The organism is Amycolatopsis orientalis DSM 43388, assembly GCF_000411975.1.
GTDB classification, from domain to species: Bacteria; Actinomycetota; Actinomycetes; order Mycobacteriales; family Pseudonocardiaceae; genus Amycolatopsis; species Amycolatopsis orientalis_D.
Genome location: NZ_ASXG01000192.1, coordinates 15622 through 39548 on the forward strand (window position 1 = coordinate 15622; position 23927 = coordinate 39548).

Sequence of the window (23927 nt, forward strand, 5' to 3'; positions counted from 1 at the left end):
AGACATGAGCAGCACACGCGTGGCCCTCGTGGCCGGGGCCAACGGGATCATCGGCCGGAAACTCATCTCCCACCTGCGGACTCTCGACGGCTGGGAGGTGCTCGGGCTCTCCCGTCGCGGCGGACCGGGCAACCTCGCCGTCGACCTGCTCGACCCGGCGGGCACCCGGACGGCGCTGGCCGGCGTCGGCGCGACGCACCTGTTCTACGCGGCCTACCAGGACCGGCCGACGTGGGCGGAACTCGTGCCGCCGAACGTCGCGATGCTGGAGAACCTGGTGAACGGCCTCGACGAAGGCCCGCTGGAACACGTCAGCCTGATGCAGGGCTACAAGGTCTACGGCGCGCACCTCGGCCCCTTCAAGACTCCCGCCCGCGAGGCCGACGCCGGACAGCACATGCCGCCGGAATTCAATGTCGACCAGCAGAAGTTCCTGGAACGCCGAGCCGCGGCCGGAGGCTGGTCGTGGTCGGCGATCCGGCCGTCCGTGGTCGGCGGGACGACGCTCGGCAACCCGATGAACCTCGCGCTCGTGATCGCGGTCTACGCGTCGATCTCGAAGGAACTCGGCCTGCCCCTGCGCTTTCCCGGCAAGCCCGGCGCGTACGACAGCCTGCTGGAGATGACGGACGCACAGTTGCTCGCCGAGGGCACAGTGTGGGCGGCGACGTCCAGTCAGAACGAAGCGTTCAACATCGCCAACGGTGACCTCTTTCGCTGGCGAGAGCTGTGGCCGAAGCTGGCCGCGTACTTCGACCTCGAAGTCGCTTCGCCGTTGCAGCTGCCGCTGACGACCGTGATGGCCGATAAGGAACCACTGTGGACCGAAATGACGGCGAAGCACGGCCTCGCTGCTTCGTACGCCGACGTCTCTTCGTGGGCCTTCGGCGACTTCGTGTTCTCGTGGGACTACGACATGTTCGCGGACACGTCGAAGTCACGCCGCGCCGGTTTCCACTCCTATGTGGACACTGAGCAGATGTTCTACCGGCTGTTCGACGAGTTGCGCCGCGACCACGTCATCCCCGGCCGATGAACGGCATCGTGGTCGCGGTGATGGTGAGAAACTGGACGTTGGCGTCCAGCGGCAAACCCGCCATGTAGAGCACCGCGTCGGCGACGTGGCCCGCGTCGAAGGTCGGCTCGGCCAGCAGCCGCCCGTCGGCCTGCGGGATGCCCGCGGCCATCCGCTCGGTCATCTCGGTGGCTGCGTTGCCGATGTCGATCTGTCCGCACGCGACGTTCCAGGCGCGGCCGTCGAGCGAAATCGAGCGGGTGAGACCGGTGACGGCGTGTTTGGTGGCGGTGTAGGCGACGCTCGCCGGACGGGGCGCGTGCGCGGAGATCGAGCCGTTGTTGATGATCCGGCCGCCCTGGGGGTCTTGGTCGCGCATCAGCCGCACGGCCTGCTGCGCGCACAGGAACATGCCGGTGAGGTTCGTGTCGACGGTGCGCCGCCAGTCCTCGACGGAGAGATCCGCGACGGTGCCGCCGAGCGACACCCCGGCGTTGTTCACCAGCAGATCCAACCGGCCCCATTCGCTGCGCACGGCCGAGAAAAGCGCCTCCACCGAAGCCGGATCGGCGACATCTGCGGGCACGACCAGCGCGTTCTCGGCGGAGCCGGCCGTCTCGCGCAGGGCGTCCTCGCGACGTCCGGCGAGTGCGACCCGGTAACCCGCGTCGAGCAGCGCTCCGGCGATCCGGCGGCCCAGCCCGGAACCGGCCCCGGTGACCACAGCGGTCTTCTCCGACATGTCGCCTCCTCAAAAGTCCGTTCGCCCGCACGTTGCCATATCGCGGCACACTGGGTTCATGGGACCACGTGACACGCTGCTCGCCGGGTTCGCCAAACAGCTGGGCCATCCGCGGGGCCGGGCCGGACAGGCTGTCGTCCGGCTGCTCAACAACGTCAACCGCGGGCCGGTCACCGGAGCGGTCGAAGCGCTGGAGATCCGCCGCGGCGAAACCGCGCTGGACCTGGGTTTCGGCGGCGGTCTCGGGCTGGACCTCCTGCTGCGCGCGACCGAGGGCGGCACCGTGCACGGCGCGGAGATCTCCGAAACGGCGCTGGCCCGGGCGCGGCGGACGTTCCCGAAGAACCTCGCCGCCGGACGGCTGGTGCTGCACCAGGCCGGGATGGCCGAGCTCCCGCTTGGCGACGGGACGATTGACGCGGCGCTGACCGTCAACACCGTCTACTTCATCCCCGACCTGGCACCCGCGTTCGCCGAGGTCGCGCGGGTGCTCGCGGACGACGGCCGGTTCGTCGTCGGCATCGGAGATCCCGCGATGATGCGCGAAATGCCCTTCACCAGCCACGGTTTCCGGCTGCGGCCGCCCGAAGAGATCGAGAAGGCGCTCGCGGACGCGGGACTCGAACTGCGCCGCCACAACCGGCTCGGCGACGGGCCGAGGGCGTTCCACCTGCTGGTCGCCGGACGCTGAAAAGGGCGGGCTCCCCGGTCGAGGAGCCCGCCCTTTCCGCAACCGCTACTTCTTCGGCACGCCCAGCGCGGCCAGCGCCGGACCCGCCATGATCACGCCGTTGCCGGTCACCGCGTCGAATCCCGGTGCGCCGAGGTCGATCGCGCTCGACACCAGCGCGGTGCGGACGTCCGCCGGGGTCGCGGCCGGCTTGCCGGACAGCAGCAGCGCCGCGATCGCCGCCGCGTGCGGGGCGGCCGCCGAGGTCCCGTAGAACGGCTGGAAGCCGGCGACCGAGGTGGCCACACCGTCGGCCGCGGTGATGTCCGGCTTCGCGCGGGTCGCGCCGCCGGTCGAGGACACGTTGCCCGGGGTCAGCTCGGTGCCGTCGGCGTTGTAGAAGAGGTGCCGCTGGCCGTCGGAGGTGAAGCGCTCCCACTTGCTGGCCGAGGTGAACAGGCCCGGGTACGGGCCGGCCGGGTTCGCCGGGTCGCCGGTCTCCAGCGGACGGCCGAACGCGGTCGCCGCCGGGGCCGCGGCCACCGAGAACGCCGCTGCCGCCGCCGAGTGGCCCGAGGTCACGCCCGCGGTGCTGAAGCCCTTGAGCGAACCGGAGTCGACGAACCGGCCGCGGATCACGTTGAGCGCGAAGAACCGGTCCGCGCCGCTGTACTTGACCACCGCGACGCGGTAGCCGGAGCCGGATGTCGGCACGGTCAGGCTCTCGTACGGGTTCTGCGAACCGTCCTGCGAGTTGGCGCTGGAGGCGACGACGCCGCCGGAAGCGTTGAGCAGGAACAGGTCGTAGTCATTGGCCGAGTGGCCCCACGGGTCCGACCAGAACAGCGTCACCGGCCGGCCGAGCGAGCCCGGCGACAGCGGGTCGGTGGTCTGCACGCCGCTGCCCGGGTCGAAGTCGTGCGGGGTGCCGGTGACGCCCGGCAGCGTGGTGCCGGACGAGCGGAAGTCGCCCTCGTAGTAGCCGCTGGTGCCGTCGGTCAGGTTGCCGGAGTTGCCTGCGGAGGAGAAGTAGAGCGCGCCGGCTGCGGTCACGTCGTTGACCGCCTGCGCGACCTGCGTGTCCTGGAACGGCGACTCGTCGAAGTACGCGACGTCGTCGACGATCACCGTGCACTTGCCGGTGTTGCGCAGCGCGCGGATGTTGTCCGCGAAGCTCGACTCGCTGGTGAACGCGGTCGCGAAGCCGAGCGTCGCGCCCGGAGCGAGGTCGTGGACGATCTCCAGCATTGCGGTGCCCTCGTCGCCGCTGCCGGCCTGGCCGGGCAGCACGTCGACCGCCGGCAGCTCGCCCGCGTCCTGCGACTTCTTCAGCGAGTTGACGCCGTCGGAAAGCACGCAGACCTTCACGCCGGTGCCGTTCACGCCGTACTGCGTGCGCGCGGTGTCGGCGCCGTGGGTCTTGTCCCCTTCGGACACCTGCACGGCGGCGACGGCCTTCTTGGCCAGCTGCCGGCGCTGCGCGTCCGGCTCGTTCCAGGTCATCGCCTGCGTCGCGGGCTGGACCTGCCGGACGTCGCCGCGCGCCGCGATCCGGTCCACCGCGTTGAGCGGCAGCTGCGCGCGAACCGAGCCGTTGGACGAGGTGGACTGAACAGTGCCGCCCGCGGCGCGCACCGCGTTCGCGATCGCGGCGCCGGCAGTGCCCGCGATGTCCACCGACACCGTGCCAGCCTGGGTGACCGGCAGGCCAGTGCGGTAATCCGGCAGCAGCGCGGCGAGTCCGCGGTCGGCGCGAAGGCGCTTCTCCACGACGAGCTGGCTGGCCTGCTTCTTCTCGGCCGGGCTGAGGGTCCTCTTGATCTCTTGCAGCGCGCTGATCCCCGCCCCGGTGCGCGCGTTCGCGACCTCCGCGGCGGACGGCTGCGCGACGGCGACCCCGCTCCCGGTGAGCACCACCCCGACCGCGAGCGGCACCGAATACGCGGTCACCCGGCTCGTTCTTCTCATCGCAACTCCTGTCCTCGCCCCCGGCCACCCACTGTGGTCACGTGAATCTAAAGAGCGACGGCGGCCAAGACCACCGACCAAAGTGGTATCTGCCCGGATGGCCCACCTGGTGAGACCGGGCGGTTCCGGCCCGGAAGCGGAGCTGGCACTCTGCTCTGGTGGCGAACCTGGGGAGGGACTTCGCCCGCCTGTGGGCCGCGTACGCGATCAGCACGGCGGGCAGCACGGTCGGCGCGGGCGCACTCGGGCTCGTCGCGGTGCTCGTGCTCGACGCACCCGCGTGGCAGGTTTCGCTGATCACCGCCATCTCGGCGGCCGCCAGCGCGGTCCTGGCTTTCCCGCTCGGACCTCGGGTCGAGTTCGCCCGGAAGCGTCCCGCGATGATCACCGGAGACCTGGTTCGCTGCGCCGCGCTGGCGAGCGTCCCGCTGGCGGCGGCGCTGCACGTGCTGACCATGCCGCAGCTCTACGCGGTCGATATCGTCGTCGCCACCGCAGCCGTCGTCTTCTCCGCGGCCAGCGGGGCGCACCTCAAAGCCCTTGTCGCGCCGGACGAGCGGGCAGTCGCGTTGAGCCGCTTCGAAAGCACCGACTGGGTTTGCTGGTCCGCCGGACCGCCGCTGGGCGGGGTACTGATCAGCGGCTTGGGCGCGACCGCGACGATGCTCATCGACGCTTTCTCGTTCCTGTTGTCCGCGCTCGGCATTCGTCGTTTGCGCACGCCGGAACCACCTCCCGCGGTGGTTTCGGACCACTCGCGACGCGGCTTCACCGACGGCTGGCGGTTCCTGCTGCGCAGCCGTGAACTGCGGCCGCTGTTCTTCAACTCGGTGCTGTTCAGCGGCGCGGTGCTTTGGGTCACGCCGCTGCAAACCGTGCTGATGCTGCGGGATCTCGGGTTCGCGCCGTGGCAATACGGACTGGTGCTGGGCGTCCCCTGCCTGGGCGGGCTCCTCGGTGCGCGGCTCGCGCCGGCGCTCAGCTCTCGCTATGGCGCGCAGAAAGTGTTGCTCTGCACCAGTTTCGCGCGTACTCCGTGGTTGCTCGCGCTGCCGTTCGCCATTCCCGGACCCGGCGGGGTCTCCCTGCTGATCGCCGCGAATTTCGGGCTGTTGCTGGTAGCGGGCATCTTCAACCCGACTTATTCGGCGTACCGGCTCTCGCTGATCGACGACACTGTTCTGACGCGCACGCTCACTGCCTGGTCGATCGGAACCCGTACCGCCAAACCGGTTTTCCTCACCCTCGGCGGGATCGCCGCCGGAGTGCTCGGCCTGCGCTTCTCCCTGGGGATCGGCGCGGTGCTCTGCCTGCTCAGCGCCGTCGCGTTGCCCGCCCGCCGGGTCGCGTGATCAGTTTTTGTCGGTGGTGCCGGTTACCGTGGCCGGCATGTTCAAGATTGACCGCGCGACCGCTGCCGACGCCGCCTCGCTCACCGACCTCATGCACGCGTCATCGGCCTACCGAGGCCGATACGCCTCGATCCTGGAGGGGTACGCCGTCACGCCGGATTACCTTCGCCAGCACCATGTTCTGGTCGCCCGCGGTCCCTCGGGGCCGGCCGGGTTCGCCGCGCTCACCGAGGCCGAGCTGGATCTGCTGTTCGTCGCCGACGAAACGCAGGGAAGCGGGCTGGGGGCTCGGCTGGTGCGGCGCATCCTTGAAGTGGCAAGGGAAAACGGGCTGACCGAGGTGCGCGTGGTGTCGCATCCGCCCGCGGCGAAGTTCTACGAACGCGTGGGCGCCCGCCGGATCGGGACTGTCCCGCCGAAGCCGCCGAGGATCTCGTGGTCCCGGCCCGAACTGGTGTTTTCCCTGTCCGGAAACGGCAGCGCCCCGGCCCGCGAAACCACCGCGGGCCAGGGCGACCGTCGAAGAATCAGAAGTTGATCATATGGCCGGCCAGTCCGTGCACCGCTTCCTTGACCGCCTCGCCCAGTGTCGGGTGCGCGTGCACGTTGCGCGAAATCTCGTGCACCGTAAGGTCCCACTGCTGCGCCAGCGTCAGCTCCGGCAGCAGCTCCGTGACGTCCGGGCCGATGAGGTGCGCGCCGAGCAGTTCGCCGTACTTCGCGTCGCTCAGCACCTTCACGAAGCCCGCCGCGTCGCCGAGGCCGTGCGCCTTGCCGTTCGCGGTGAACGGGAACTTCGCTACCTGGACGTCAAAGCCCTTTTCGCGCGCCTGCTCCTCGGTCCAGCCGAAGCTCGCGATCTGCGGCTGGCAGTAGGTCGCGCGCGGGATCATCACGAAGTCCAGTTCCATGGTCTCCGCGCCGGCGATCGTTTCCGCCGCCACGATGCCCATCGACTCCGAGGCGTGCGCCAGCATCAGCTTCGCCGTCACGTCGCCGATCGCGAACAGGTGCGGCACGTTCGTCCGGCCGCGGCCGTCGATCGCGATCGCGCCGCGCTCGGTCAGCTCGACGCCGGTGTTCTCCAGGCCGTAGCCCTCGACGTTCGGCCGGAACCCGATGGCCTGCAACACCTTGTCGGCCTCGAGCACCTGCTGCTCGCCGTTCTTCGACACGGTCACCGAAACCTTGGCTCCCGAGTCGTCGATCGCCTCGACCTTGGTGCCCAGCAGCACCTTGATCCCCAGCTTGCGGTAGCGCTTGGCCAGCTCGGCCGAAACCTCGGCGTCCTCGAGCGGCACCATCCGGTCGAGGAATTCGACGATCGTCACGTCCACGCCGTAGTTGCGCAGCACGTAGGCGAACTCCACGCCGATCGCGCCCGCCCCGGCGATCACGATGCTGCCCGGCAGCTCGCTTTCGAGGATCTGCTTTTCGTAGGTGACCACGCGCTCGCTGCGCTGCGTGCCCGGCAGCAGCCGGGCCGTCGCGCCGGTGGCGATGATGCCGTAGGTGAAGGTGATCCGCTCGCCGTTCACCTCGAGGGTGTTGGCGTCCACGAAGGTGCCGCGCCCGTTGTACTCGGTGATCTTGTTCTTCTTCATCAGGAAGTGCACGCCCTTGACGCGCCCGTCCGCGACCTTGCGGCTGCGCTCGTACGCCGCGGTGTAGTCGAAGCGGATCTCCCCGTCGGAGGAGATGCCGTAGGTCTTGGCCTCCTCCTTCACCGTGTGCGCCAGTTCGGCGTTGCGCAGCAGCGCCTTCGAAGGGATGCAGCCGACGTTGAGGCACACCCCGCCCCAGTACTTCTCCTCCACGACCGCCACGCTCAGGCCCAGCTGCGAAGCCCGGATCGCCGCGACGTACCCACCGACTCCGGCCCCGAGGACCACCACGTCATAGTCTGCGCTCATACCGTTGAAACTACCTCCCGCGCCCGCGCGGGGCGGCGTGACGGCGCCCGCTTTCGGCGCTGGCGCGTCCTAGGCCGGCTGGTTGCGGCGAAACTCGCCGGAGCAGGGTGCCGACGGGTCCGGGCCGAAGCCGCTTCGGGACCGGCCGGAGCGTCCACAGTGGCCGCCGCGCCTTCGCCCGGCAGCGCCGCGGAGTCCGCCGGTCAAGCCGGCGGCCGCACGCCCCGGATCTCGGCCAGCAGCTCCGTCACCGCGGCCATGATCCGCGCCGTCGCCTCCTCCAGCACGTCCCGGGTCAATTCCCGCTCGCGCAGGTCGCTGAGGTCCACCGGCTCTCCGGCGACGAACTCGATCTTCCGCCGCGGCAGGACGCGCGGGAACCACGCGCCGGCGGGCAGCAGTTCGTGCGTGCCCCAGTTCGCGACCGGGAGCACCGGCGCCCCGGTCTCCAGCGCGATCCGCGCCGCGCCGGTCTTGCCGTTCTTCGCCGGCCAGCCGTCCGGGTCGGCGGAGAACCGGGCCTCCGGGAAGATCGCCACGCATTCGCCCGCCCGCACCGCGGCGACCGCGTCGCGGTACGCGCCCGCGGCGGTCGGCGCGCCGCGGTGGACCGGGATGTGCTTGCCCGAACGCATCACCGCCTTGATCACCGGCGCGTTCCACAAGCTCGCCTTCGCCAGGTACCGCGGCACGCGGCCGGCGCCGAGGCAGAACGCGGTGAGCGTTGTCGGATCGGCGTTCGACAGGTGGTTGGAAACCACCACGACCCCGCCCGAACGCGGGATGTTCCGCGCGCCGCGCACGCGGAACCGGCTCGTCAGGGCGAGCAGCTGCCACACCACCTCGATCGCGAGGTGGTACCAGGCGCCCCGGCCGGAGCGGGCGAAGCGCCTGCCGTACCTCTGCATGCCGCGGAAGCCGAGCAGCTCCCCTTCGAGCGGGGTCCAGCGGTCCCGGGTCCGGGTGCGCAGCGCCATGAGCGTCATTCGTAGCCGAAGACGCTCCGGTTCGGCGCCGCGCGAGCCCTGGACGCGGCGGGAATCACACCCGCTCGAGCACCACCACGGGGATCTCGCGGTCGGTCTTCTTCTGGTAGTCGTTGTAGTCCGGCCACACCGCGGCGAGCTTGTCCCACAGCCGGGCGCGTTCCTCGCCGGTCGCGGTCCGGGCGCGCGCGGTGAACTTGTCCGCCCGGATCTGCACGCGGACCTCGGGGTTCTCCTGCAGGTTCAGGTACCAGCCGGGGTGGTTCGGCGCGCCGCCCTTCGAGGCGACGATCACCGGGTTGCCGTTGTCCTCCTGGTAGATCAGGGCGAACTTGCGGTCCTGCCCGGTCTTGCGGCCCTTCGTGGTGAGCACCAGCGTCGGCACGCCTTCCTGCCAGTCGTGCCCGACTTCTCCGTCGGTTTCCTCGTAACGGCGAACGTGCTCGTCACCGAACAGCATGCGGATTTCCTTTCGTTCGACTTCCGCGCTCGACAGCCCGGACGTGCCCTCCCACCCTGCCGCGAACCGGTCGGTCGCGCTGATCAGCTCGTGCAGCGTGCCCGGTTCGTCGAACGCGTGCCCGGCGTCGCCGATCATCTTCAGCTCGGCGCCCGGCAGCACCTGTGCGAGTTCCCAGGCGGTGGTGGCGGGAGTGACCACGTCGTACCTGCCCTGGACGAGAACGCACGGGATGCCCGACAGCTTCCCGGCCCCGCGGATCAGCTGGTCCGGGGCGAGCCAGCCGCCGTGGCGGAAGTAGTGGTTCTCGATCCGCGCGATCGCGAGCGCGAACTCCGGCTCGGTGAACGCGGCGACCACTTCTTCCTGCGGGGTGAACTTGACCGTCTCGCCCTCCCACCGGCTCCAGGCGAGCGCGGCCGGCCCGTGCACTTCCGGGTCCGGGTGATTCAGCAGTTCGTGGTACACCTCGAGCAGGTCGCCGCCGCGGCGGGCGTACGGCACCGGGGCGAGGAACCGCGACCACGCCTCCGGGAACATGCACGCCGCGCCCCCGCCGAAGAGCCACTGCACTTCTTTGACCCGCAGCGTCGCGACGCCGCGCAGGATCAGCTCGGTCACCCGCTCCGGATGGGTCTCGGCGTAGGCGAGCGCGAGCACGCTGCCCCACGAGCCGCCGAACAGCTGCCAGCGGTCGATGCCGCGGGCCTCGCGCAACTGCTCCATGTCGGACACCAGATGCCAGGTCGTGTTCACCGACAGGTCGACGTCCGGCTCGCTGCAGTGCGGCGTGCTCCGGCCGCAGCCGCGCTGGTCGAACAGCACGATCCGGTAGCGCTCCGGGTCGAACAGCCGCCGGTGCCGCGGGGACGCGCCGCCCCCGGGCCCGCCGTGCAGGAACGCGACCGGCTTTCCTTCGGGATTGCCGCATTCCTCCCAGTACAGCGTGTTGCCGTCGCCGACCGGCAGCATTCCGTGGTCGTACGGATCGAGTTCCGGGTACAGACCGAGCATGCAGCCACTATGCCCGACCTCGGCCGCCTCCCGCTGAGAGTCCACTGTGGACGCTCGGACGCGGCCGGGAGGCTCCGGTTAGGCTTCCCTCATGGCGAAGGTACTGGTGGTGGAGGACGACGCGGCGATCGGCAGCGTCCTCGACTCCGCGCTGCGCGGACACGGCCACACAGTGCAATGGTGCCGGGACGGCCGGAGCGCGCTGCGCGAGACCGCGGCCGATCTCGTGCTGCTGGACCTGGGCCTCCCGGACATCGACGGCGTCGAGGTGTGCCGGCGGCTGCGTTCGGCCATGCCGGGCGCGGTGCTGGTGATCCTCACCGCGCGGGCGGACGAGATGGACGTCGTGGTCGGGCTGGAGGCCGGGGCCGACGACTACCTGACCAAGCCCATCCGGCTGGCGGAACTGCTCGCCCGGGTGCGCGCGCACCTCCGCCGCGGAGCGCCCGCCGCGCCGTCGACGCCGGTCGTCCGGATCGGCGCGCTGGAGGTCGACATCGCGAGCAGGCGGGTCAGCCTGGGCGGCCGGGAGGTCGTGCTGCGCGCGCGGGAGTTCGACCTGCTCGCGCGGCTGGCCGTGCAGCCGGGGCAGGCGGTGAGCCGCGACACGCTGATGTCCGACGTGTGGGATTCGCACTGGCACGGCTCCACCAAAACGCTCGACGTGCACATCGCCGCGCTGCGCCGCAAGCTCGCCTCGGCCGCCGAGTCGCCGTACGAGGCGCCGAGGATCGCCACCCTGCGCGGGCACGGGTACCGGTTAGAAGGGGACTGAACGGGTGCGCCGCCGGATCGTGACGCTCACCGTCCTCGCGGCGGTCCTGGCCACGAGCCTGTTCGGGCTGCCGCTCGCCATCGGCGCGATGTGGTACTTCCGTACGCACACCACCTCCGCGCTGGAGCGGGCCGCTGACGGCGCGGCCGTCGTGGTGTCCGACGCGCTCGCCGCCGGCCAGCCCTTCCAGGTCCCGGACAACGAGGACGGCGCCGAGGTCGCGGTTTACGACCCGGCGGGCCGCCTACTCGCCGGGGAAGGCCCGGCCGTCGCGGACGACGTCGTGCGCGGTGTCGCGGCGAGCCGCAGCGACATGCTGAACCGGAAGGTCGGCGACGAGGACGTGCTGGCGGTCCCGGTGCTGACCGGGGCCCGCCTCACCGGCATCGTGCGCGCGGCGCTGCCCCGCTCGGCGCTGACCCGCGACGTCGGCATCACCTGGCTGGTGATGGCCGGCTGCGCGGTTGGCGCAGTGCTCGCGAGCTGGCTAGTAGCCCGGCGCATCGCCGCCCGGCTGACCCGCCCGCTGGAAGACCTCGCCTGCACCGCGGCCCGGCTGGGCGAAGGCGATTTCTCCGCCCGCTCCCGGCGTTCGGCGATCCCGGAAATCGACCGCGTCGGCGCGGCCCTGGACGTCACCGCGACCCGCATCGGCGAAACGCTGGAACGGGAACGCGCCTTCTCCGCCGAGGCCTCGCACCAGCTCCGCACCCCGCTGGCCGGACTGCGCCTGCAGCTGGAATCCGCGCTGGAAACCCCCGGCCGCGATCCCTACGCGGCCGTGCGCGCCGGAATCACCGCCGCCGACCGGTTGGAAAGAACCGTCGAAGACCTGCTCGCCCTGTCCCACGAACGCCGCGCTCCCCGCGACCAGCTGGACCTGCCCGCCCTCCTGGACGAGCTGAAGGACGTCCCACTGCCCCACCACCGCCGGCTGCGGCTGGAGATCGCCGACCCGCCGCCGGTGCGCGCGTCGGTCCCGGCAGTCCGGCAAGTGCTGGCGGTCCTGCTGGACAACGCGGTGAACCACGGCGAAGGCACCATCACGATCCGAGCCCGGGACGCCGGCGGCGCACTGGCTGTCGATGTCCTCGACGAAGGCCCGGACCTCGGCGAACGCGACCCGTTCTCCGACCACACCCCGGGAGGGCACGGCATCGGCCTCCGCCTGGCAAGAAGCCTGGCCGAAGCCGAGGGCGGCAGGTTGCGCCTGTCCCGCCCCGACCCGCCGACGTTCACGCTGCTGCTTCCGGAAGCATCCGACTCCTGACCTGACCGTCGGGCCGTGCCGGGCCGCAGCCCGCGCCGCCTGCCCGCCCAGCGGTGCCAGGTCCTAGCCCGCGCCGCCTGCCCGCCCGGCCTCCGCGAGGCTTCCGCTTCCCACACCGCGCCGCTGGCCCGATTCAGTACGCGACGTCCGACTCCGGCCACGGACCTCCCAATCCGCGCCCCACGCCCGACCTCCAATCCGGCCCGCGCAACCTCCGCCCGCACCAGACCGCCAGCGCGAAGCACCGCCCGGCATCCCCGAGTCCGCCCACGTCACTCTGGCAAGTGCGAAGGCCACCCGCGATTGATCGCGCCCACACCCTGCCTTGCGCAACCTTGGCCAACGCCACAGCCATCCACGACTGACGTCGCCTCCGACCAGCCGCGCAATCTCGACCCACACCACGACCTCACACGACCGACGTCGCCCCCGCCCAGCCACGCAACCTCGACCCACACCACGACCTCCCACGACCGACGTCGCCCCCGCCCAGCCACGCAACCTCGACCCACACCACAGCCACCCGCGACCGACGACATCTCCACCCTGCCGAGCGCAGCCTTGGCCGACACCCAGCCACCCGCGGCCGACGACGCCAGCCCACCCACCACACGCACCCTCGGCCAAGACCACAACCACACCCGGCAGCCCGCGTCCCCGCTGTCCCCAGCAACCAGCCCCCGACCACGGAGCCACCCACCAGGCCGAAACCCGCAATGCTCCCGCCACCGCCCGCGACAGCCAGCCACGCCCGGCACCCCCACCCCCGCTCCACCCGGCCCGGACCCGCGGGCAAACCCCCGCCCACCCAGCCTGACCTGCGCAAGCAAACCCGCCGCCGAAGGCCCCCGCCCCCGATCACTTAGAGTTAACAACGGCCGGAACGCCCACCCGGCCGAGGCAACCAGCCCCGCCGACACCGACTCCGAGAGCGCAATGAATCACCTGTCACCGCCAGTTTTCCACAACAGATCTCGGTTCTCGGGGCAATTTTCGATCGATACCGTGGCTCGAAGTCGACAGTGCCGTCACAATCAATCGCTAGGAGCCGCCCGGTGAGCACCACGTCCTCGAGTCCTGCGCGCGGGAGGCTCGCCACGGCGATGCTGCGCCGCAAACCGGTCACCGATCTGGTCGCCGAGGCGGATCACGGGCCGCTGAAGCGGTCGCTCGGGCTCAGCCAGCTGACCATGCTCAGCATCGGGGCCACCCTGGGCAGCGGGATCTTCGTGGTGCTCGGCGAGGCGGTTCCGGTCGCCGGGCCCGCCGTCGTGGTGTCGTTCGTGCTCGCCGGGATCACCGCGTTGTTCTCCGCGCTTTCCTACGCCGAGCTGGCGGGCATGATCCCGCTCTCCGGCTCCTCTTACTCCTACGCGTACGCGACCCTCGGCGAACTGGTCGCCTGGGTGTGCGGCTGGTGCCTGGTGCTGGAGTACGGCGTATCGGTCGCGTCAGTCGCGGTCGGGTGGGGGCAGTACGTCAACGAACTGCTGCACCTGGCGTTCGGCGTCACCTTGCCGGAGGCGCTCAGCGGGCCTCCGGGCGACGGCGGGCTGGTCAACATTCCAGCGATCGTCGTGGTGCTGCTGGCGATGGTGCTCCTGCTGTCCGGCGCGAAGGAGAGCGCGCGGGCCAACGCGATCATGGTCGCGGTGAAGATCGGCACGCTGATTCTGTTCTGCGCCATCGCGTTCACTGCGGTCCGGGCGCAGAACTTCACGCCGTTCCTTCCGCTCGGGCTGGCCGGGATGAGCGCCGGCGGAGCGAAACTGTTCTTCTCCTACATCGGGTTCGACGCCGCTTCCACCGCCGGCGAGGAAGCCCGCAACCCGCAGCGGGACCTGCCGCGCGCGATTCTGCTGTCGCTCGGGATCGTGACCGTTCTCTACTGCCTCGTCGCGGTCGCGGCGATCGGTGCGCTGCCCTGGCAGGAGTTCGGCGACAAGCAGGCCGCGCTGTCGCACGTGCTCACCACGATTTCCAGCAACCCGCTCTGGGCGATCCTGCTCGCGATCGGCGCGATCGTGGCGATCTCCAGCGTCGTGCTGACCGTCCTCTACGGGCAGACCCGGATCCTCTTCGCCATGTCCCGCGACGGGCTCGTGCCGAAGTCGCTGTCCACCGTGCATCCGAAAACCGGCGTGCCGCGCACCAACACGCTCGTGGTGTCCGGGTTCGTCGCGGTGCTCGCCGCTTTCATCCCGCTCGGCAAGCTCGCCGACGCCACCAGCATCGGGACGCTGTTCGCCTTCGGGCTGGTCAATGTCGCCGTGCTGATCCTGCGCAAACGCCGTCCCGAAGCCGACCGCAGTTTCCGGGTGCCGTTCTCGCCGGTCACTCCGATCCTCGGGGTCGCCTGCTGCGCGTACATGATGTTCAGTCTCGACAGCGCGACCTGGATCGTGTTCGGCGCGTGGATGCTGCTCGGCCTCGTCATCTACTTCGGCTACAGCGTCCGTCGCTCGCGGCTCGCGGAGAGCATCCGATGATCATCGCCGTCCACCAAGGCCCGTTCGACCGCCTGCCCGAGGCGATGGCCGCGGCGGCGGAGCGCGGCGCCGAGCTGATCGTGACTGCCGAGATGAGCACGACGGGGTACAACATCGGCGCGAAAGCCGTCGCGGAGCTGGCTGAACCGGCGGACGGGCCACGCGCGGCCGAACTGGGCGCATTGGCTGCCCACCACAAGATCGCGCTGGTCTACGGCTATCCCGAGCGAGACGGCGACGCGGTGTACAACTCGGCGCAATTGCTGTCCGCACAAGGGGAACGGCTCGCGAACTACCGCAAGACGCACCTCTTCGGCGACCTCGACCGCGACCAGTTCTCGGCCGGCGACGAGCCCGTGGTGCAGGCCGACTTCAACGGCCTCCGCGCCGGGCTGCTGATCTGTTACGACGTCGAGTTCCCCGAACTCGTCCGCGCGCACGCGCTCGCGGGCACCGACCTGCTGCTCGTGCCTACCGCGTTGATGCAGCCGTACGAGCGCGTCGCCGACTTGCTGATTCCGGTTCGGGCGCACGAAAGCCAGCTGTACGTCGTGTACGCGAACCGCTGTGACACCGAAGGCGAGCTGACCTACTGCGGACGCTCGACTGTCGCGTCGCCGGATGAAGTCGTCGCGAAGGCCGGGCCGGGCGAAGAGCTGCTGTTCGCCGAACTCGACCCCGCGGTGCTCGCTCGAGCACGAGCCGAAACCCCGTACCTGGCCGACCGACGGCCGTCGCTGTACCGCTCTCTCACCGAAGGACCCCGGGCATGACCTCCGCAGTTCCCGCCGCGATCCACGCCGAGGAACCCGCCGGCCGGCCGATCACGATGTTCGGCCCCGATTTCCCGTTCGCCTACGACGATTACCTCGCCCATCCGGCCGGACTCGGCAGCGTGCCGGAGGAGGTGCACGGCACCGAGGTCGCGGTGATCGGCGGCGGTCTTTCCGGCATCGTGACCGCCTACGAGCTGATGAAGCTCGGGCTGCGGCCGGTCGTGTACGAGATCGACGGCCTCGGCGGACGGCTGCGCACGCACCGCTTCCCCGGCCTGCCCGACGACGTGGTCGCCGAGATGGGCGCGATGCGGTTCCCGCCGTCGTCGACGTCGCTGTTCCACTACATCGACAAGGCCGGGCTGGAAACCACGCCGTTCCCGAACCCGCTGTCGCCGGCCACGCCGAGCACGGTGGTCGATCTCAAGGGCCGCAGCCATTACGCGCGCACGCCCGAAGACCTGCCCAAGGTGTACGGCGACGTGGCGGAGGCGTGGCAGCGCACTCTCGACGAGCACGCGTCATTCGCCGAGATGCAGACCGCGATCCGCAATCGCGACGTCGCGACGATCAAAAACATCTGGAACGAGCTGGTGCCCCGGCTCGACAACCAGACCTTCTACGGATTCCTGTGCGATTCCCCGGCGTTTTCCTCGTTCCGGCATCGGGAGATCTTCGGCCAGGTCGGATTCGGCACCGGCGGATGGGACACCGACTTCCCGAACTCGATTCTCGAAATCCTCCGGGTCGTCTACACCGGCGCGGATGACGACCACCGCAGCATCGTCGGCGGCAGCGGGCAGCTGCCGAGGCGGCTGTGGGACCACGTCCCGGACAAGCTCGCGCACTGGCCGGCCGGCACGAATCTGGCTTCCCTGCACGAAAACGGCGAGCCGCGGCCGGGGGTCACGCGGCTGCACCGCACCGCGCCGAACAACATCACCGTCACCGACGCCTCCGGTCACATCCGCACCTTCCCGGCCGCGGTCTTCACCGCGCAGAGCTGGATGCTGCTGTCGAAGATCGAATGCGACGAGGCGCTCTTCCCGATCGACCACTGGACCGCCATCGAGCGCACGCACTACATGGCGTCCTCCAAGGTGTTCGTGCCGGTCGACCGCCCGTTCTGGCTCGACCGCGACCCGGTGACCGGCCGCGACACGATGAGCATGACGCTCACCGACCGGATGCCGCGCGGCACCTACCTTCTCGGCGACGACCCGGACCGGCCCGCGGTGATCTGCCTGTCCTACACGTGGGCCGACGATTCGCTGAAGTGGCTGCCGCTTTCCGTGTCCGACCGCGTCGAGGTGATGCTGCAGTCGCTGCGCGAGATCTACCCCGGCGTCGACGTGCGGCGGCACATCGTGGGCGACCCGGTGACCGTGTCGTGGGAGGCCGAACCGCATTTCATGGGCGCGTTCAAGGCGAACCTGCCCGGGCATTACCGGTACCAGCACCGGCTTTTCACGCACTTCGTGCAGGATTCACTGCCCGAGCGCTATCGCGGTTTGTTCCTCGCGGGCGACGACATCTCGTGGACGGCGGGCTGGGCCGAGGGGGCGGTGCAGACCGCGCTCAACGCGGTGTGGGGCGTGCAGAAGCATTTCGGCGGCGCGAGCGATCCGGCGAATCCCGGTCCGGGCGACCGTTTCGCGGACCTCGCACCGATCGAGCTTCCGGACTGACGCGGGCCGTCAACCCATACCGCGCGGTAGCAGCCGAACGTGTTTCCGCGGCGACATTCCGCCTCGTTAATCCGCCTTGCTGAACCGATCATGCCAAACTGATGCCATGAGCACCGATCCGGCGCCGAAGTGGCGGAGACTCGAACCGGACGAACGCAAAGAGCAGATCTACGCCTGCGCGGCGCGGCTGTTCGGCGAACGACCGTATTCGGAAGTGTCCACTTCGGACATCGCGGCCGAGGCAGGCGTGGCCCGCGGACTGATCAATCATTATTTCGGAACGAAAAGGGAGCTGTACCTCGAAATCGTTCGGCGTGCGCTGACCGTGCCGCGGATTGCGGTGCAGATTCTGCCGGACGGCCCGCTGGAGGTCCGCGCGGACGCCGCCATCGACTGGCTGCTCGACATGGTGCGCGAGCAGGAGAAGCTGTGGCTCGCCGCGATCGCGCCGGAGGGCATCGGCCGCGACCCGGAGGTGGACCGGATCGTCGCGGAGGCCGACCGCGCGTCGGCCGACCGTGTCCTGGAGGCGGTCGGGCTGTCCCGCGACAGCGAGCACGGCGAGGAACTGAACGCCGCGGTCCGCGCGTTCGCCGGCATGGTGAAGGCGGCGGGCCGCGAATGGCTCGTGCACCGCTCGCTGGACCGGCGCCAGGTGCACACGCTGCTGACCAAGTCGCTCGTGACCGTGGTCGACCAGGTGTTGCCCGCGATCCAGCATCCGCCCCAGCACTGACGAACCGGAAGGAGAGCCCCCGGCACCACGAGGGGGGAGGAAAGTGCCGGGGGCCCCTTCCGGAGGCAAGGCCCCCGGTACCTGTCCACGCTACGCCGGGAAGGCGTCGATTCGGTGTCGGTCGGCGCGGCGGGGACCCGACTTTTCACTACGACCACGCGGACGGCCCAGTGCGGACGCCCGGTACGGGCAATTTCGCGAATTTCAGCCGCGCGACCGGGCCAATCGGCACGCGAGCCCGTCGAGGCAGGTGCGGATCGCGAAGTCGAACAGTCGCGGATGGTAATCGGCCGCGGCTTCCGGGTCGGTGAGCAGCTCCTGCATCGCGCGGCCGTGCGCGGCCATGCCGGGCAGGTCCTCGCGGTCGCGGTAGGACGCGTATTCCTCGGTGTTGTCCAGGCGCAACGCGAGGCTGCAGTCCCGGTCGTCCTCCAGCGCGACGTACTGGCACGCGGTCGTGGTGAGCATCGTGTACGCGCGCGGGCTCTCGTCGCCGAAGCCCGCGTCCAGCAGCATCCGCACGCCGCGGTCCATCGTGGGCGTGGCCGCGGCCACCGACGGCCCGAACGACGCCATCCGGCGCGCGGTGCCCGGATGCTTGCGCAGCAGCTCGCGCAGGCCGGTCAGCAGTTCGACGAACCACTCCTGCCACTCCAGCGTCTCGTCGGGCAGCCGCAGCTGGCCGACGACCCGGTCGAGCACCGCGCACACGACCGCGTCGCGATCCCCGACGTGGTGGTAGACGACGGCCGGGTACGCGCCGATCGCCGCGGCCAGCTGCCGCAGCGTCCAGTTCTCCAACCCGCGTTCGACGGTGAGCTTCACCGCCGCGTCGACCACCTTCTTCGCGGTGACCGCGGGCAGCCCGGCGGCGGAACGGGACCGGGCGCGCTGTCCGGCACGCGAAGTCGGCATGCCGTGCACGGTAACCGGCGACCGCCCGGCTCGGCCACACGCGGTTCCGCGCTGCGGCATGATCGGGGCATGCCACGCGCACAGGCCAACGGCCTCGAACTCGAGTACGACACGTTCGGCGATCCGGCCGCCCCGCCGGTCGTCCTGGTGATGGGCCTCGGCGCCCAGATGATCACCTGGGAGGAGGGTTTCTGCGAGCTGCTCGCGAGCCGCGGCTTCCACGTCGTGCGCTTCGACAACCGCGACGCGGGCCTGTCCACCTGGTTCGACGAACTCGGCACGCCGGACCTCGCCGGGATCATGGCGGGCACGGCCCCGGCGCCGTATCTGCTCTCGGACCTCGCGAACGACACTGTCGGGCTGTTCGACGCGCTCGGCTTCGCGAAGGCGCACGTCGTCGGCGCTTCGATGGGCGGAATGGTCGCGCAGCAGCTCGCGATCGACCACCCGGACCGGCTGCTGAGCCTGACGTCGATCATGTCGACGACCGGCGACCCGTCGGTCGGCCAGGTCTCGCCCGCCGCGCTCGCGACGCTCACCCAGCCGGTGCCGGAGACGCGCGAGGCGCAGATCGACCAGAGCGTCGCGAACTACCGGGTGACCGGGTCGCCGGGCTATCCGGCCACCGAGGAATACCTGCGGCGCAAGGCGACCCGGAACTACGACCGGGGACGGCATCCGGCCGGGATGCAGCGGCAGGCCGCCGCCGTCGTGGCGTCGGGCGACCGCACCGAACGGCTGCGCGAGGTCCGGGTGCCGACCGTCGTGCTGCACGGCGACTCGGACGTGATGATCGACGTCAGCGGCGGGAAAGCCACCGCGGCGGCGATCCCGGACGCGGAGCTGGTGATCGTTCCGGGCATGGGGCACGACCTGCCGGAACCGCTGTGGCCGGAAATCGTCGCCGCGATCGTCCGGGCGACCGCGCGCGCTTGAGGAGGTCAAAAATCCGTCAATAATGCGCGCCGGGGCGTACGGAACTTGTCCGCACGTTCGCCCTTGCCCGTCCGCCCGGGGTGCCATGGGGCATGCGTACTGAAGGACGGCTCGCTGGCGGATTCGGATTCCCGCTCGGTTGCGTGGCGGTAGCGGTGGCTGCGATCGGTGCGGACCTCGCCGGAGGCACCGCGCATCCCGGCTACGCCGTCGTGTCCGTCGCGCTCGTGGTCGGCGCAGTGGCAGTGGTCACCACTCCCCTCGCCGCGGTCGGGGTGGCGGCGGTGGGCTGGGCGGTGCTGTCCGGCTTCGCGTACGGCCGGTCCGGGACTCTGGTTTTCACCGCTAGTACCGCCCGGGTTGCGGTGATCTTGGCTGGTGCGGCGGGGTTCGGGCTATTGCTTGGTGCCGGATGGCGCATGGCGCAACGGGTTCGTCCGATGTTCGCGAAGGCTGTCGTACCCGAGCCGCGGTCTGTCGAGCCGAGCCACCGCCGGGTGGCATCGCTCTGAAATGGCTCGCCAAGGTGCGCGAAGGGTGCCAGTCTGACGGGGTACCACGTCGTCACCTTCGGAGGTCAGCCATGAGTGAAGCGCAACCGGCACCCAGCGACGGGGAGGGCGACGTCAAGCGGAAGTTCCGCGAGGCCTTGGAGCGGAAACAGGCCAAGGCTCGGGAGGGGGCCGCGCACGAGAACGCCGGGCAGCAGAGCCAGCACGCGCACGGGCCCGCGGCGAGCAAGCGGACATTTCGGCGGAAGAGCGGCTGAGCGCTCCTGGGTGCCCTCGGTGGCTGGGGCACCCCGAAGCTTGATTGTGACTACGGTCTGGGGTTGCTTGTCAAGGCGGGAAAGATGCCTTGACAAGCAACTCCAGACCGTGTTTTGGCTTCGTATCGGGGTGCGGGGGTGGTGTGGGTGCCTGGCTGGTGGGTGCATCGGTGGCGGTCCGTGAAGGGCTCCTTGCGGGAATTAGATTCCCGCAAGGAGCCCTTCACGGACTTCTGCGGGGCTACACCGTGAGGATCGAGCGCAGGCGGCCGACGTCGGTCATTCGGCGTTCGGCCAGGCGGTCGGCTGCGGCGGCGGGCGGTACGCCGTCAGCTTTCGCGAGTTCGTACACCGCTTTCGTGGTGTCGAAGATGGCCGCCGTTTTGCGCTGGGCGCGGGTGAAGTCGAAGCCGTGGCGTTCGTCGTCCACCTGGATCACGCCGCCTGCGTTCACCAGGTAGTCCGGGGCGAACAGGATGCCGCGGTCGGCCAGGAGCTTGTCGACGCCGGGGTGGGCGAGCTGGTTGTTCGCCGCGCCGCAGACGATTTGGGTGCGCAGGGCGGCCACGGTCTCGTCGGTGAGCACGCCGCCCATCGCGCACGGGGCGAAGACGTCCAGTTCGGTCTCGATCATGGTGTCCACATCGGACACGACCTCGACGTCCGGGTGGGCCGCCCGGGTGCGTTCCACCGCGCTGGGCGCGACATCGGTGATCACCACGCGGGCGCCGGCTTCCACGAGATGGCCGACGAGGATGTGGCCGACCTTGCCGACCCCGGCGACGCCGACGCGGCGGCCGGTCAGCTCGGGCACGCCCCACACCTGCTCCGCGGACGCGCGCATTCCCTGGTACACGCCGAAAGCCGTGAGCACCGAGGAGTCGCCCGCGCCACCGTCCTCCGGGGAACGGCCGGTGACGTGCCGGGTCTCGCGAGCGACCACGTCCATGTCCCGGACGTACGTGCCCATGTCGCAGGCGGTGATGTAACGGCCGCCGAGCGAGTCCACGAACCGGCCGTACGCGCGGAGAAGCGCTTCGGACTTCAGCGTGTTCGGGTCTCCGATGATGACCGCTTTGCCGCCGCCGAGGTCGAGGCCGGCGAGCGCGTTCTTGTACGCCATTCCCTTGGAGAGCGCGAGAACGTCGTCGAGTGCGGCGTCCTCGGTGGCGTAGGGGTAGAACCGGGTGCCGCCGAGGGCTGGGCCCAAAGCGGTGGAATAGATGCCGATGATGGCTTTCAGCCCGCTGGCCTCGTCGTGGCAGAACACGACTTGCTCATGGCCGCTGTGCCGGCCGAACACGCCTTCGGTCACGGTGGTGACTCCTTTGTCTCCCACGCGGCTCGTGGCCGCGCGCATGTGTGAACGGTGCGCGCCGGGGAACGGGGGTTGCCCGTTCCGCAGTGCACACCGTCAACCTACTTCGCCGTTCTCCGGGCCACCACCCGCATCCCGGGAGCTTCACCCCAGATCCGCGACAGCTTCCCGAAGTGTGGAAATCGCGGTCTCGAGCTGTTCATCCGACAGGTACGGCGCCGGCCCGAACCGGAGGTACTGGCCGCGGCTGTCGGTCCGCACGCCGCGCGCGGCCAGGCGTTCGCAGAGACGCCCGGCGACCGGGCTGCGCAGCGAGAGGAAGCCGCCGATGCTTTCGAGCGGGGTTTCCCGGTCGCGGGTCACGACGTCGTCCGGCAGGCCGAGACTGTCGAAGCAGCTGGCGAGCAGACCGACCTGGTGTTGCGACACCTCCCGCAAGAACTCGGCGGTGAGTCCTTGCTCGGCGAAGAACCGCTGCACGCGTACGCCTCGGTAGTGGCTCGACGGGTCGTACGTCGCTCCGGCGAACCGGTCGCCGCCGGGTGCGTACGCGACTTCGTCCGGGCGGCGTTCGTCGGCGAGGGCGCCGAATTCCGCGTACCAGCCGGTAATCACCGGACGCAGTTCCTGCGCGTGCGCGGGCAGGCGCAAGAAGCAGTTGCCCTCGCCGAGCTGCAGGTACTTGTATCCGCCGCCGAGCACCCACGCGTTGGTGAGGCCGAGGTCGTGCAACGGGAACGGGACCGCGCCGACCGCGTGGTAAGCGTCGACGACCAGCTCGACCGAGCGGCTCCGGCACGTGTCCGCCAGATGCGCGAGGCCCGGCACGATCCACGACGTCTCGAACAGCACTGCCGACGTCAGCACCGCGGCAGTGCGGTCATCGACCTGCTCGGCGAGCCGTTCGGCCAACGTCGCGACCGGAGCGGCGGGCACCCGGACGACCTCGACGCCCTCCTCGGCCAGTCGGGTGAGCTGGCGGCGCAGAGTGTGGAATTCCCCGTCCGTGGTCACCAACCGGGGGCGCTTCCGCAGCTCGATCGCGGACAGGAAGCGCAGCACGAGTTCGTGCGTGTTCTGGCCGAGCGCGTAGTCGCCGTGCGGGTCGGACAGCCACTGCCGGAACCCGCTCCGCAGCTCGTCGGCCTTCGCGAACGCCCGGCCCCACTTCTCGTCCACCTCTTCCGCCGCGTCGGCGAACGCTTCCCGCAGGCCCTCCTCGGCGACGTCCGGCCACGCCTGGTGCGAATGCGCGGACAACAGCAGCCGGTCGGCGACACGGAACCGCGAGTAGTGCGGGGCGAGCGCGTTTTCCTTGCCGCGCAAGGACTCCACCGTGGTCACAACCGGCTCCGCACGGCCCACAGGTCCGGGAACATCGGGGTGAACAGCGTGGTGCGCAGGTAGGCCGCGCCGGAGGAGCCGCCGGTGCCGGTCTTGTCGCCGATCGTGCGTTCGACCATCTTCACGTGCCGGTAGCGCCATTCCTGCAGGCCCTCGTCGAGGTCGACCAGCGCCTCGGCGAGCACCGACGGGCCCCCGTCGTCGTGGTAGACCTTCAGCAGCACTTCCTGCAGTTCCGGCGACGGCTCCAGCGGCCGGGTCACGTCGCGGCCGGTGTCGACCGGATAGCCCTTTCCGGACAGATAGGTCAGGAACGAGTCGAACACCGACGGACGCCGCATCGCGTTGGCGATTCGGGTGCGCTGCTCGCCGCCGTCCGGGTAGTGCGCGAACACGCGTTCGTCGCGGCGGCCGAGCACCGCCTCCAATTCGCGGAACTGGCCGGACTGGAAGCCGCTCGACGCGTCGAGCCGGGCGCGGAAGCTGGTGAACTGGCTGGGCGTCATCGTCTCCAGCACGTCGATCTGCGCGACCACCACCTTCAGCACGGTGAGGATGCGGCGCAGCGTGCGGATCGAATGCGCGGTGTTGCCCGCTTCCAGGTTTTCCTGCAGGAACGCGGTTTCGTGCAGGATCTGCTTGAACCACAGCTCGTAGACCTGGTGGATCACGATGAACAGCAGTTCGTCGTGCTCGTCCGAACGCGGGCGCTGCGCGCTGAGCACCTCGTCGAGCGCCAGATAGGACGTGTAGCTGAGCGCGGCCTGGGTGTCGTCTGGTCCGGTCATCGG

At 70.2% G+C, this 23927-nt stretch carries 22 protein-coding genes and 1 pseudogene; 13 read left to right on the top strand and 10 right to left on the bottom strand.

Annotated features, from left to right (window positions below; all coding sequences use genetic code 11):
* The first annotated feature begins 4 nt into the window (after nucleotides 1-4).
* Nucleotides 5-1036 (top strand): SDR family oxidoreductase, encoded by a 1032-nt coding sequence (locus L942_RS38920; RefSeq protein ID WP_037370135.1) that lies wholly within the window; start codon nucleotides 5-7, stop codon nucleotides 1034-1036.
* On the opposite strand, the gene L942_RS38925 is transcribed toward L942_RS38920, so the two are convergent.
* On the bottom strand, nucleotides 1020-1757 hold the full coding sequence (locus L942_RS38925; protein WP_037370137.1) for an SDR family oxidoreductase: 738 nt from the start codon (nucleotides 1755-1757) through the stop codon (nucleotides 1020-1022). The genes L942_RS38920 and L942_RS38925 overlap by 17 nt on opposite strands.
* A gap of 58 nt (nucleotides 1758-1815) precedes the next feature.
* Here L942_RS38925 and L942_RS38930 point away from each other — a divergent pair, with 58 nt between their 5' ends.
* Complete coding sequence (locus L942_RS38930) at nucleotides 1816-2448, top strand: class I SAM-dependent methyltransferase (protein ID WP_037370140.1); 633 nt, start codon at nucleotides 1816-1818, stop codon at nucleotides 2446-2448.
* A 45-nt stretch (nucleotides 2449-2493) separates the two neighbouring features.
* On the opposite strand, the gene L942_RS38935 is transcribed toward L942_RS38930, so the two are convergent.
* Nucleotides 2494-4395 (bottom strand): S8 family peptidase, encoded by a 1902-nt coding sequence (locus L942_RS38935; RefSeq protein ID WP_037370142.1) that lies wholly within the window; start codon nucleotides 4393-4395, stop codon nucleotides 2494-2496.
* Between the two features lie 158 nt (nucleotides 4396-4553).
* Here L942_RS38935 and L942_RS38940 point away from each other — a divergent pair, with 158 nt between their 5' ends.
* Both L942_RS38940 and L942_RS38945 read left to right on the top strand, forming a co-directional pair.
* Entirely contained in the window at nucleotides 4554-5747 is a 1194-nt protein-coding gene (locus tag L942_RS38940) for an MFS transporter (RefSeq protein ID WP_200863063.1), read from the top strand.
* A gap of 37 nt (nucleotides 5748-5784) precedes the next feature.
* Entirely contained in the window at nucleotides 5785-6285 is a 501-nt protein-coding gene (locus L942_RS38945; RefSeq protein WP_037370280.1) for a GNAT family N-acetyltransferase, read from the top strand.
* Here L942_RS38945 and lpdA read toward each other — a convergent pair.
* The 4 genes and pseudogenes from lpdA to pip all read right to left on the bottom strand — a co-directional run.
* Nucleotides 6275-7660, bottom strand: a complete 1386-nt coding sequence (gene lpdA / locus L942_RS38950; protein WP_037370148.1) for a dihydrolipoyl dehydrogenase — start codon at nucleotides 7658-7660, stop codon at nucleotides 6275-6277. The two genes, L942_RS38945 and lpdA, sit on opposite strands and share 11 nt — an antisense overlap.
* Before the next feature lie 203 nt (nucleotides 7661-7863).
* On the bottom strand, nucleotides 7864-8646 hold the full coding sequence (locus L942_RS38955; protein WP_037370151.1) for a lysophospholipid acyltransferase family protein: 783 nt from the start codon (nucleotides 8644-8646) through the stop codon (nucleotides 7864-7866).
* A 55-nt stretch (nucleotides 8647-8701) separates the two neighbouring features.
* Nucleotides 8702-9106 carry a nitroreductase family deazaflavin-dependent oxidoreductase gene (locus L942_RS46395; RefSeq protein ID WP_440201367.1) on the bottom strand — a complete coding sequence of 135 codons (405 nt, stop codon included), beginning with the start codon at nucleotides 9104-9106 and terminating at the stop codon, nucleotides 8702-8704.
* Nucleotides 9107-9181: 75 nt separating this feature from the next.
* Nucleotides 9182-10120 (bottom strand): annotated as a pseudogene (gene pip, locus L942_RS38960) (prolyl aminopeptidase); the annotation flags it as partial.
* Between the two features lie 91 nt (nucleotides 10121-10211).
* Here pip and L942_RS38965 point away from each other — a divergent pair.
* The 6 genes from L942_RS38965 (at nucleotide 10212) to L942_RS38990 (ending at nucleotide 17854) form a co-directional block, all read left to right on the top strand.
* Nucleotides 10212-10895: a response regulator transcription factor gene (locus tag L942_RS38965; protein ID WP_037370155.1), complete on the top strand. Its 684-nt coding sequence runs from the start codon at nucleotides 10212-10214 to the stop codon at nucleotides 10893-10895.
* A 4-nt stretch (nucleotides 10896-10899) separates the two neighbouring features.
* Nucleotides 10900-12165 carry a sensor histidine kinase gene (locus tag L942_RS38970; RefSeq protein WP_037370157.1) on the top strand — a complete coding sequence of 422 codons (1266 nt, stop codon included), beginning with the start codon at nucleotides 10900-10902 and terminating at the stop codon, nucleotides 12163-12165.
* Between the two features lie 1103 nt (nucleotides 12166-13268).
* The gene (locus tag L942_RS38975; RefSeq protein ID WP_037370160.1) at nucleotides 13269-14654 is read left to right on the top strand and encodes an amino acid permease; all 1386 of its coding nucleotides are present in this window, start codon (nucleotides 13269-13271) and stop codon (nucleotides 14652-14654) included.
* Nucleotides 14651-15427: a carbon-nitrogen hydrolase family protein gene (locus L942_RS38980; protein ID WP_037370161.1), complete on the top strand. Its 777-nt coding sequence runs from the start codon at nucleotides 14651-14653 to the stop codon at nucleotides 15425-15427. The genes L942_RS38975 and L942_RS38980 overlap by 4 nt, the downstream gene beginning before the upstream one ends.
* Nucleotides 15424-17118 carry a flavin monoamine oxidase family protein gene (locus tag L942_RS38985; RefSeq protein ID WP_037370165.1) on the top strand — a complete coding sequence of 565 codons (1695 nt, stop codon included), beginning with the start codon at nucleotides 15424-15426 and terminating at the stop codon, nucleotides 17116-17118. The genes L942_RS38980 and L942_RS38985 overlap by 4 nt, the downstream gene beginning before the upstream one ends.
* 106 nt (nucleotides 17119-17224) lie before the next feature.
* The gene (locus L942_RS38990) at nucleotides 17225-17854 is read left to right on the top strand and encodes a TetR/AcrR family transcriptional regulator (RefSeq protein WP_037370168.1); all 630 of its coding nucleotides are present in this window, start codon (nucleotides 17225-17227) and stop codon (nucleotides 17852-17854) included.
* 204 nt (nucleotides 17855-18058) lie between these two features.
* On the opposite strand, the gene L942_RS38995 is transcribed toward L942_RS38990, so the two are convergent.
* The gene (locus L942_RS38995) at nucleotides 18059-18769 is read right to left on the bottom strand and encodes a TetR/AcrR family transcriptional regulator (RefSeq protein WP_037370170.1); all 711 of its coding nucleotides are present in this window, start codon (nucleotides 18767-18769) and stop codon (nucleotides 18059-18061) included.
* 69 nt (nucleotides 18770-18838) lie between these two features.
* Between L942_RS38995 and L942_RS39000 the strand changes: the two genes are divergently transcribed.
* From L942_RS39000 to L942_RS39010, 3 genes are all read left to right on the top strand, one after another.
* Nucleotides 18839-19705 (top strand): alpha/beta fold hydrolase, encoded by an 867-nt coding sequence (locus L942_RS39000; RefSeq protein ID WP_037370172.1) that lies wholly within the window; start codon nucleotides 18839-18841, stop codon nucleotides 19703-19705.
* A gap of 92 nt (nucleotides 19706-19797) precedes the next feature.
* The gene (locus L942_RS39005) at nucleotides 19798-20217 is read left to right on the top strand and encodes a hypothetical protein (protein WP_037370173.1); all 420 of its coding nucleotides are present in this window, start codon (nucleotides 19798-19800) and stop codon (nucleotides 20215-20217) included.
* Between the two features lie 71 nt (nucleotides 20218-20288).
* A complete protein-coding gene (locus L942_RS39010; RefSeq protein ID WP_037370174.1) occupies nucleotides 20289-20474 on the top strand; it encodes a DUF5302 domain-containing protein in 186 nt (61 codons plus the stop codon).
* Nucleotides 20475-20715: 241 nt separating this feature from the next.
* On the opposite strand, the gene L942_RS39015 is transcribed toward L942_RS39010, so the two are convergent.
* The 3 genes from L942_RS39015 to L942_RS39025 all read right to left on the bottom strand — a co-directional run bounded on the left by L942_RS39015 (nucleotide 20716) and on the right by L942_RS39025 (nucleotide 23924).
* A complete protein-coding gene (locus tag L942_RS39015) occupies nucleotides 20716-21789 on the bottom strand; it encodes a Glu/Leu/Phe/Val dehydrogenase dimerization domain-containing protein (protein WP_037370180.1) in 1074 nt (357 codons plus the stop codon).
* Nucleotides 21790-21936: 147 nt separating this feature from the next.
* On the bottom strand, nucleotides 21937-23136 hold the full coding sequence (locus tag L942_RS39020) for a kynureninase (RefSeq protein ID WP_037370182.1): 1200 nt from the start codon (nucleotides 23134-23136) through the stop codon (nucleotides 21937-21939).
* On the bottom strand, nucleotides 23133-23924 hold the full coding sequence (locus tag L942_RS39025) for a tryptophan 2,3-dioxygenase (protein ID WP_037370183.1): 792 nt from the start codon (nucleotides 23922-23924) through the stop codon (nucleotides 23133-23135). The genes L942_RS39020 and L942_RS39025 overlap by 4 nt, the downstream gene beginning before the upstream one ends.
* Nucleotides 23925-23927 lie beyond the last annotated feature (3 nt).

Bases quoted from the DNA above. Each gene is read 5' to 3' on its own strand.
- L942_RS38955 (WP_037370151.1), bottom strand. From the start codon at position 8,646: ATGACGCTCATGGCGCTGCGCACCCGGACCCGGGACCGCTGGACCCCG.
- L942_RS38985 (WP_037370165.1), top strand. From the start codon at position 15,424: ATGACCTCCGCAGTTCCCGCCGCGATCCACGCCGAGGAACCCGCCGGC.
- L942_RS38990 (WP_037370168.1), top strand. From the start codon at position 17,225: ATGAGCACCGATCCGGCGCCGAAGTGGCGGAGACTCGAACCGGACGAA.
- L942_RS38995 (WP_037370170.1), bottom strand. From the start codon at position 18,769: ATGCCGACTTCGCGTGCCGGACAGCGCGCCCGGTCCCGTTCCGCCGCC.
- L942_RS38975 (WP_037370160.1), top strand. From the start codon at position 13,269: ATGCTGCGCCGCAAACCGGTCACCGATCTGGTCGCCGAGGCGGATCAC.
- L942_RS39005 (WP_037370173.1), top strand. From the start codon at position 19,798: ATGCGTACTGAAGGACGGCTCGCTGGCGGATTCGGATTCCCGCTCGGT.
- L942_RS38930 (WP_037370140.1), top strand. From the start codon at position 1,816: ATGGGACCACGTGACACGCTGCTCGCCGGGTTCGCCAAACAGCTGGGC.
- L942_RS39010 (WP_037370174.1), top strand. From the start codon at position 20,289: ATGAGTGAAGCGCAACCGGCACCCAGCGACGGGGAGGGCGACGTCAAG.
- L942_RS38965 (WP_037370155.1), top strand. From the start codon at position 10,212: ATGGCGAAGGTACTGGTGGTGGAGGACGACGCGGCGATCGGCAGCGTC.
- L942_RS38945 (WP_037370280.1), top strand. From the start codon at position 5,785: ATGTTCAAGATTGACCGCGCGACCGCTGCCGACGCCGCCTCGCTCACC.
- L942_RS39025 (WP_037370183.1), bottom strand. From the start codon at position 23,924: ATGACCGGACCAGACGACACCCAGGCCGCGCTCAGCTACACGTCCTAT.
- L942_RS38925 (WP_037370137.1), bottom strand. From the start codon at position 1,757: ATGTCGGAGAAGACCGCTGTGGTCACCGGGGCCGGTTCCGGGCTGGGC.
- L942_RS39000 (WP_037370172.1), top strand. From the start codon at position 18,839: ATGCCACGCGCACAGGCCAACGGCCTCGAACTCGAGTACGACACGTTC.
- L942_RS38980 (WP_037370161.1), top strand. From the start codon at position 14,651: ATGATCATCGCCGTCCACCAAGGCCCGTTCGACCGCCTGCCCGAGGCG.
- L942_RS46395 (WP_440201367.1), bottom strand. From the start codon at position 9,106: ATGCTGTTCGGTGACGAGCACGTTCGCCGTTACGAGGAAACCGACGGA.
- L942_RS38920 (WP_037370135.1), top strand. From the start codon at position 5: ATGAGCAGCACACGCGTGGCCCTCGTGGCCGGGGCCAACGGGATCATC.
- L942_RS38935 (WP_037370142.1), bottom strand. From the start codon at position 4,395: ATGAGAAGAACGAGCCGGGTGACCGCGTATTCGGTGCCGCTCGCGGTC.
- lpdA (WP_037370148.1), bottom strand. From the start codon at position 7,660: ATGAGCGCAGACTATGACGTGGTGGTCCTCGGGGCCGGAGTCGGTGGG.